Genomic DNA, 1120 nt, shown 5'->3' with positions numbered 1-1120 from the left:
ATAATGGCCTTGATTGGAGAGCGGGAGATAGAGTTATAACACTAAGCCCCGTAGCTGGTGGTGACATTGGTTGGATTTGCGTTGAGAGTGGCAACCCAGGAAAATGGTTGTCTATCGGAAAGCTTTGATAGACGAATAGCGCCGTAATGGCGCTATTTGAATGTGATGTAAGCTGTATTATTGCCTCCAAAACAAATGTCGTAGTAGTATCTTGATTTTTTGGATGAGCATTCTTTAAAACCATCACGTGAATCTGAATTTGTGTACCTTATATCTGGCAATCCAAGTCTGTTAAGCACAAACTGACCAACGTCATACTTATAGTAAAAAGCTCGTGGTAACATGCTATTTATCAATGGATATGTTACTACTGCTACTTTGGCGCTTTCGTTGTGCTGAAGCTCACCATCAACATTTATATATTTAATTTCATTTCCATTACTATTGTTTTCAATATCATTGATTATACGAATTGCAACATTTTCTATGTGGGCGTTTTCTAATTTCATGGCATTGTTTGCGGCGTATGAAAAACCAATCATATAGATATAACTAATTAATATTAGATAACGTATGTATTTAAATGAAACCCAGCAGACAGGGATTAACATAGCTGCGATAAATCCGCCAAATCCAACATAACCGCGTGCCATAAACAGTGGGTTTTCACTAAATACCGTGACGCCGGGAATAAAAAAAATAGACAACAATAGTGTGATTACCCATGAAAGCAGTAAAAATGGCACATTAATAATTTTGTGATTTCTGAAAATTATATCGATCAGTGATAATACATAAACAAGAATGATTGACAAAATGAATATTTTGAAACCGAAGTTTTGATTTTCATATAATAATGAAAATGAAGATGATAAGTTTTCAGCTAATTTTGATCCACCGTCCTTATCAAAGCTAATGATTCTGCTATATTCGGAAAAGTATGCATTAACAGATGTGAGACCAATAATTATCTTCGAATAGAAAATATACCCAACAATAAGGCCTCCCATTCTATTGACTGTCATCACTACCGAACCCTTGATATCTCCTCGAGTAGCGCCATGCAATAACTCAATAAGTGAAAATGTAATAAAAATATTTATTGATACTTGATAGCTTG

Annotated in this window: 1 protein-coding gene; it reads right to left on the bottom strand. The window is 34.9% G+C overall.

Annotated features, from left to right (window positions below):
• Nucleotides 1-152: 152 nt before the first annotated feature.
• Nucleotides 153-1120, bottom strand: a 968-nt coding sequence (locus G468_RS0118430; protein ID WP_026824202.1) for a hypothetical protein, incomplete at its 5' end; no start/stop codon positions are given.

It is taken from the genome of Arsenophonus nasoniae DSM 15247, assembly GCF_000429565.1.
Taxonomy (GTDB): Bacteria; Pseudomonadota; Gammaproteobacteria; order Enterobacterales; family Enterobacteriaceae; genus Arsenophonus; species Arsenophonus nasoniae.
This window is presented reverse-complemented; position numbering and strand designations above follow the sequence as displayed.